We start from the raw sequence: 6,671 nt of genomic DNA on the forward strand, positions 1-6,671 counted from the left end.
GGGTGATGGTCGGTGAGGATGCCTGGCTAGGTCCCAAGAGTAGCAAATGTGCCCGTTGCGAAATTCCCACATGGTTGTTCGAAGCTTCTGTTTGACTCCAGAATCGCTCGCTTGGGGTTCTTAGAACTCCTCGAGAATCTGGAGGACGGAGGCACGCACCGGTCCGAGTTCTCCTTCGCGCTGTAGTGCGTATGCAATGTTTGCTTCGAGAAACCCGAGTTTTGTGCCGCAGTCAAAACGTCGCCCAGAGATACGCATTCCGTGAAACGGTTGTTTCCCGACCATTTCTAGCATGGCGTCGGTGAGTTGGATTTCTCCACCGGCACCAGGTGTCGCATCTGCGAGAATATCGATAATCTCGGGTTGCAAGATGTAACGCCCCACGATGGCGAGGTTCGATGGCGCCGCCGACGGTTCTGGCTTTTCGACTAGACCCTTGATTTCGACAAGGCGTCCATCGTCATCTCCCGGGTCGACGATGCCATACTTTGGTGTGTCCTCAATAGGGACTTCCATCAGCGCAATGACGTTGCCTCCGTAGGTGTTGTAGACGTCGACCATCTCTTTCAGGCACGGGACATCTCCATTGATGAGGTCGTCGGCGAGCAGGACGGCGAACGGCTCATCCTTGACGAAGTTTCTCGCGCACCACACGGCATGGCCTAAGCCGAGCGCTTCCATTTGCCGAACGTAGGCGATCTGGCCGGGCGCTGGTTTTGAGGAGTTGATCGCAGCAAGCACGTCGTTCTTGCCGCGAGCTGCAAGGGTTGTCTCAAGCTCGATGTGGGCGTCGAAGTGGTTCTGGATGGCGGTCTTTCCACGACTCGTGACAAATACGAATTCCTCGATTCCAGCCAGCCGTGCTTCGTCCATGGCGTATTCAATCAATGGTTTGTCTACGACCGGCAACATTTCTTTCGGCATCGCCTTGGTCGCCGGCAGGAATCGGGTGCCTAAACCACCTGCTGGGAAAACCGCTTTCTTGATTGGCTTCATGATGCGTCCTTGGTCAATTTCGTAGTGCGGACGTGGATCGTCTCGTGTGCGGCGTCCAAACCGAGGTCTCTTTGTGTGCGGCCCGTCGCATTTTCCGACGTTTCCGTAGTTGGGTCTTCGGCACAACCGAACTGCGGGTTGAGCGCGCTAACCATCGAGCACTTCTCGTTGAATGCGAGCGGCGTGGCCTTTTGCACGTACGTTGTACCAAGCCGCGGAGATTGTGCCGTCCGCAGCGATCTCGAACGTCGATCGGATCAGCCCCTCATACTCACGGCCGTAGTTTACCTTGATCCCCCATGCACCGTACGCGCTCGCCATGGTGTGCTCGGGATCTGAAAGTAGCGAAAATGGCAACGTGTACTCAGTGCGGAAGTCGGCCAGTTTTTCGGGGGTATCGGGAGAGACTCCCAAGATCTCGTATCCGCCTGCGAGGAATAGTTCGTAGCGATCACGGAAGTCGCACGACTCCCCAGTGCACCCGGACGTAAATGCCTTCGGATAGAAGTAGATGAGCAGTCGACGACCTGCGTAGTCTTCCAACGTGACGGTGTTTTGAGCGTCGTCAGTCTGCGAAAAAAACGGGGCCTGGTCCCCGACATCGAGCCTCATGAATCCTCCTCGCCCGTTCGTCCGCAAGCTTACTTCGATCCGGCGTGTACCGATCAGCCTACAGGCGGACGTGTGATCATTACGGGAGTCTCTTCGGTCGTGACCCGTGCACGTAGCTGCCCGCAGGCGGCGTCGATGTCCTGACCGCGAGTCTCTCGGAAGGTGGTTTGCACTCCCCGCGAGCGGAGACTGTCGAGAAAGTCGTCGACGGTGAGCATGGTCGACGGTCGGTCGGAGCTGAGCGGCGTCGGGTTTAGGTTGATTATGTTGACGTGCGCGTGCAAGCGCAGCGCGATTTCAGCGAGCTTGCGGGCCTGGTCCGGAGTGTCGTTTGTGCCTTCCATCATCGTCCACTCGATCGATACACGGCGCCCCGTCTTGGCGAAGAAATACGCGCAGGCGTCTATGAGGTCTGCAATGGGGTAACGGCGGTTGATCGGGACGATTGTCCCTCTCAGTTCGTCGTCGGCAGCGTGTAGGGACACTGCGAGGTTCACCTGCCAAGGCTCGTCCGCAAGTTTGTAGATTCCGGGCACGATTCCGACCGTGGACACCGTGATGTGTCGAGCACCAATGCCCATCACATCGATCATTCGTCGCAGCGCCTCGCGCACGTTTGAGTAGTTCGCAAGCGGTTCACCCATACCCATGAAGACGATGTTTGACAGCCGGTGGTGCGAATCAGCAAGTGGGTGCGACCGCAGATGTGCCCGAGCGTACGCTACTTGTGCGACGATTTCACCGGCGCTGAGTTGGCGCTCGAACCCGAATTGGCCAGTCGCACAGAACGTGCAGCCCATTGCGCAGCCGGCCTGAGATGAAAGGCACAGCGTCACGCGTTTTGGGTATCCCATGAGCACAGCCTCGATCGTTGCACCATCAGCACCTCGGAACAACCATTTCCGCGTCCGCCCATCGTCTCCGGTCTGCTCGGCATCAACGGTGAAAGGCCATAACGAGGTTTCTAAGGATTCCCGAACATCGATCGGAAGATTTGTCATTTGTGACGTTTCCAGAACTGGATGTTCATAGAGCCACGTGCGCAGCTGGTCGGTACGGAACGACGGCTGCCCGGCGAGCAGCAACCCGAGGTCTTCGGGGCGTGTGATGTAGGCCACCGGACCTTACGCCAGTTCGGCGGCTCGGGTTACCCAGTCTGAGACACGCGAATGTGCGATTCCGGTCGTTTTGGCAAGTTCCGCGGAATCGGCGTTTGCAAGGTCGGAGAAAGAGTTGATACCGGCGGCGACAAGTCTTTTGGCAAACGTCGGTCCAACACCGGTGACACGGGTGAGGTCGTCCGCTTCGGCTGTGGGTCCATCCGACGTTTTCGTTTCGGTCCCGTCGGGTTTCGACTTCAGGACAGATTTTGGTTCTGGCGCGGGCCTGAACGGCGGTGGAGTGGCGGTCGGCGATTCGGGTTGGGGAGCGAGATATTCGCGCATCCACCACGAGACACCGAACGCCGCAGCGACGAACAGAGCGAACGTGAAGAGCTTCTTCATAACCATGAGTCTACCGATGTCTGCAACCGATTCGGCTGTTCCTTGCAGTCACGAAATATCGACGCCGTTTTGGACATGTCCAAAGGTCCGCCGTGCGCCGGACGGCAGCAGGCGCCGGACCCGATGGCGACCTTCCGGGCGACCGCCGCCGTGGCCCGCTCAGTGACTACGGCTTGCAAGACCAATGCTTCCATGCAGGTTGGCCTGCATTCAGGCTCGACTGGACAAGCCATCCAGCCGATGCGACATTCGCTTCGGCGTCGAAAGGCGACGCGCCTGGCCATCCTGCGGCCGGCGATGCCCAAGCCCATGTGCTTGGGATGAACTGGAAGAGTCCGGCTGCGCCGTTCGCCGAGTTTTCAGCGTTTGAGTCGCCACGCGATTCGCATTTGATGACCGCAAGTGCCTCGTCAACGCGGTCGGCAGAAAAGTATTGCTCTACAAGAGGCCGCCAGCGTTCGATCTTTCCACCCGGCGGCAGCGTTGTTGATATGGGTGCCGTTGTCGTGGGCGGTGCGGACGTTGTGGTTGGTGCTGAGGTCGTGGTCGGAGGCTGGGTCGTTGTTGTCGTACTTGGAGGGTGCGTCGTCGTTGGTGACGGCGCTCGGGTGGTCGTGACCGGTGGTTTCGTGGTAGTCGACGTGTGTTCGACGTGTGCGATCGACGTTGTTGTGACCGTCGCCGGAGGCGAATCACCGACCGGTTGCGGCGTGAGTTCAGTCTCCTCTTCTGGGACCCTCGTCGAAGTTGTCACGACCGGTTGCGTGATCGCCGACGTCTCAGAAGGATTGGTTCGCAACGGTGCGGAGTGGCCCGCCGTCCCGGCGAACATCGAAGCCACAACTCGCGCGTTGGGGCGGAAGGTCAGCGTCACCGGCTCGCCAACGGGTCCGCTTCCTGACGGCGCGACGAACGCGGCAAGTCCGATAATCGCGGTGGCCGCGACGACGACAATCGTCGTCGCCGAGGACACAGAGCGTCGTCGAGCTGCCGGATGGCGGGGGGGTCGTTTCATGGTGTTACGAATCTCACAGATCGGTCCAGCGCGGGCCTCGTGGTCGAAGTGTGGAGATAAGGGTAGGAAAGGTGTGGCGTCGACCACAAACCGGATTTTCGGGTGCGCCATCGCTACGAGTATCCACGACCTGCCCGGTAGTGTTGTGTTATGCGACTACTTATGAGCTCGGTGCTACTACTCGCCGGATTGTCTGCGTCCGCCGTGGCAGCCCAACCTGGCGCACCGGACACGGGGTCGTGTGCGGAGTTATTCCCGGAGCAACCCTGGCAGCAAGTTGATGTTGTGTCGGGAGTCTCTGTCGAAACAGTCGGGATCGACGCCGATCTCGGGCGGCGTCTTGTCGAAGACGTCGCCCGGTCTGCAGCCGAAATCGACGGGGATATCGCTTCCTTGCAGGGTGTCGGCGTATGTGTCTTCTCGTCCGAGTTCACGCTCGAATCCCGTGGTTCGATCGGCGAGAACTATGCGACCAGGGCGGCGGCATTTCTTCCCGAAGGAGTTGTCGTTTTCAATGTCGCGTTCCTCAAGGACTTCGATGATGGCGCGGCGTACGGCCTGAGCCGCATCGCCTTGTGGCGGCGGTCTGTCGCTCTCGGCGAACTCGGGTCTCCTGAGCCGCTTGCTTCGTTTGTCGCTGCGAGATATGTCGCACAAGTAACACAGACAATGGCTGCCGCGCGCAACGTCGACAACTCGGTGCTGCTCGGTCGGCCGGCGATAGGGTGGGTTGATGTCGACCAAGCCGTGGCGATCGAGTGGTTACCTGGTGGGATCAGCCATTTCGGGGGTGGATTCATCGATTGGGCTGTAGCCGAATACGGGCCGGCGGCTATCGACGAACGCGACCCGGACGTTTGGGACGCTCGTGTGGAGGAGTTCCTCGCGCAGGCCCGGCTAGCTGCCACTGGATCACGTCTGCGGTCGCGTGATTGGCTCGGCGGGGTGGCCGTGGTCGGCGGGACGATAGTTATAGCAATCGTCGCATTTTTTAGCGGATGGTATCCGCGTTGGAAGGCCCGACGCCGCCGTCGTCTCAAGCGGCCCTCTGACCCTGGGTTCTTTGAGAGTTTGTGATCTTGTCCGACTTGGTGTCATCCGACGAGCGCGGTGGCCGTCGAAACCCTGGGATCTGCCGCTGCGACGACCCCGGACCGCATGTCGATGAGGGCGACCGGCCCCCAACCTTCGGTCGATGTGTCAGCACACTCTGTCAAGTGGCCATAACGTTCCAACGCGTTTCCGTGAGCGGAGTGGAGTGGGGCTTCGAGTGTCAAGACCGGGGTGTCGGCGGTGTCTAGCTGATCGATTTGCCATCGTGGCGCGCATTGCGCCTCGTCCGGCGGGAGTCCAGCGTGCAGGAGGTACACCGCCACCTGAGCGAGAATCTGCGGTTGGAAGTGTCCGCCCCGTGTGCCAAGGACGAGGGCCGTTGCCCCGTTGTCGGTCCACAGCGTCGGGGACAACGTGTGGAGCGGACGTTTGCCTGGGCGTAGTTCGTTGCGGTGACCTGGGATCAGGTTAAAACCGGCGCCCCGGTTGTGGAGAAACACTCCCGTGTCGCCCGCGGAGATCCCCGAACCGATACCCCAAAAGTTGGACTGGATAAGTGAGACGCTAAGACCCGACGAATCGCTCGTGGCGAGGAATGCGGTCCCACCCGGTGCGTCGGCTGGACTCGACCAATGCACGATGCGGTCCATAGATATCTTGGCGGCGCGTTCGCCCAGACGACGGGCGTCGAGGAGGAAGCTAACGTCCTGGGCCGTCTCGGGATCAGAGATGTATTTGTCTCGCTCCCAGGCAACCGATCGGTAGGCCTCAATTAGCGCGTGGTGAAACGCGGGGTCCTCGGGGTCACGGGTGACATCAAGGTCTTCGAAAATCTTGAGTGTCGCAAGTGTCAGGCAACCCTGTGAGTTGGGCGGCACCGTCCATGCGGTGATGCCGAACACGTCGATCCCCGCTGCTTTGACCCACTCGGCTTGGTCGGTCGCAAGATCGTTGAGCGTTATCCGGTTATCTGTGGCCTCCACGATCGCCTCGCCGACCTCGCCGTTGTACAGCGCCGATCGGCCTTCCTCACCAATCGCTCTGAGCACCGCGCCGTATCGAGGTCTCCGGAGGCTGCTGTCCTGGCGGGGCGGTCCCGATGGGTACAGTGGAGCCGCGGAGCCCTGCCTTTTGATCAGCGGGTGTAACCGAACGAGGGAGCGGCTGAGCTCGAAGCTGACCGGAAACCCATTCTCGGCCAGGTCGATGGCGGGACCAAGCACCGTCGCGAGCGGTAGCTCGCCAAACCGTTTGTGCAGTGCAAGCCACCCGTCTACCGCTCCTGGGACAGTGATGCTGTCGGGACCCTGCAACGGAACTGCGGTGTGTCCCATCTTGCGCAGACCTTCGGCGGTCGAATTCTGTCCAGCTCGGCCCGACGCATTCATACACATCGGGACCCCAAATCCGGGTCCGTTTACTAGGGCGAACAGGTCACCACCTAGTCCGCAGGTCGTCGGAAGAACAACCCCTAGTACGGCGTTGGCGGA

At 60.2% G+C, this 6,671-nt stretch carries 7 protein-coding genes; 1 reads left to right on the forward strand and 6 read right to left on the reverse strand.

Annotated features, from left to right (window positions below; genetic code table 11):
- Positions 1 to 120: 120 nt before the first annotated feature.
- From galU to IIC71_03800, 5 genes are all read right to left on the reverse strand, one after another.
- A complete protein-coding gene (galU, locus tag IIC71_03780) occupies positions 121 to 996 on the reverse strand; it encodes a UTP--glucose-1-phosphate uridylyltransferase GalU (protein MCH7668311.1) in 876 nt (291 codons plus the stop codon).
- A 147-nt stretch (positions 997 to 1,143) separates the two neighbouring features.
- Complete coding sequence (locus IIC71_03785; GenBank protein MCH7668312.1) at positions 1,144 to 1,608, reverse strand: peroxiredoxin; 465 nt, start codon at positions 1,606 to 1,608, stop codon at positions 1,144 to 1,146.
- A gap of 53 nt (positions 1,609 to 1,661) precedes the next feature.
- Positions 1,662 to 2,726 (reverse strand): 23S rRNA (adenine(2503)-C(2))-methyltransferase RlmN, encoded by a 1,065-nt coding sequence (gene rlmN, locus IIC71_03790; GenBank protein MCH7668313.1) that lies wholly within the window; start codon positions 2,724 to 2,726, stop codon positions 1,662 to 1,664.
- 6 nt (positions 2,727 to 2,732) lie between these two features.
- Positions 2,733 to 3,113 (reverse strand): helix-hairpin-helix domain-containing protein, encoded by a 381-nt coding sequence (locus IIC71_03795; protein ID MCH7668314.1) that lies wholly within the window; start codon positions 3,111 to 3,113, stop codon positions 2,733 to 2,735.
- 166 nt (positions 3,114 to 3,279) lie between these two features.
- Positions 3,280 to 4,128, reverse strand: coding sequence for a transglycosylase SLT domain-containing protein (locus IIC71_03800; GenBank protein ID MCH7668315.1), 849 nt, complete (start codon positions 4,126 to 4,128; stop codon positions 3,280 to 3,282).
- A gap of 150 nt (positions 4,129 to 4,278) precedes the next feature.
- Between IIC71_03800 and IIC71_03805 the strand changes: the two genes are divergently transcribed.
- Positions 4,279 to 5,205, forward strand: a complete 927-nt coding sequence (locus IIC71_03805) for a hypothetical protein (protein ID MCH7668316.1) — start codon at positions 4,279 to 4,281, stop codon at positions 5,203 to 5,205.
- Between the two features lie 17 nt (positions 5,206 to 5,222).
- On the opposite strand, the gene IIC71_03810 is transcribed toward IIC71_03805, so the two are convergent.
- Positions 5,223 to 6,671 (reverse strand): gamma-glutamyltransferase (locus IIC71_03810; protein MCH7668317.1); only part of this gene is annotated, 1,449 nt, incomplete at its 5' end.

Source organism: Acidobacteriota bacterium (genome assembly GCA_022562055.1).
Classification (GTDB): domain Bacteria; phylum Actinomycetota; class Acidimicrobiia; order Spongiisociales; family UBA5794; genus BMS3BBIN02.

Coding starts and splice junctions, on each gene's coding strand:
- galU (MCH7668311.1), bottom strand. CDS start 996: ATGAAGCCAATCAAGAAAGCGGTTTTCCCAGCAGGTGGTTTAGGCACC.
- IIC71_03785 (MCH7668312.1), bottom strand. CDS start 1,608: ATGAGGCTCGATGTCGGGGACCAGGCCCCGTTTTTTTCGCAGACTGAC.
- IIC71_03795 (MCH7668314.1), bottom strand. CDS start 3,113: ATGAAGAAGCTCTTCACGTTCGCTCTGTTCGTCGCTGCGGCGTTCGGT.
- IIC71_03800 (MCH7668315.1), bottom strand. CDS start 4,128: ATGAAACGACCCCCCCGCCATCCGGCAGCTCGACGACGCTCTGTGTCC.
- IIC71_03805 (MCH7668316.1), top strand. CDS start 4,279: ATGCGACTACTTATGAGCTCGGTGCTACTACTCGCCGGATTGTCTGCG.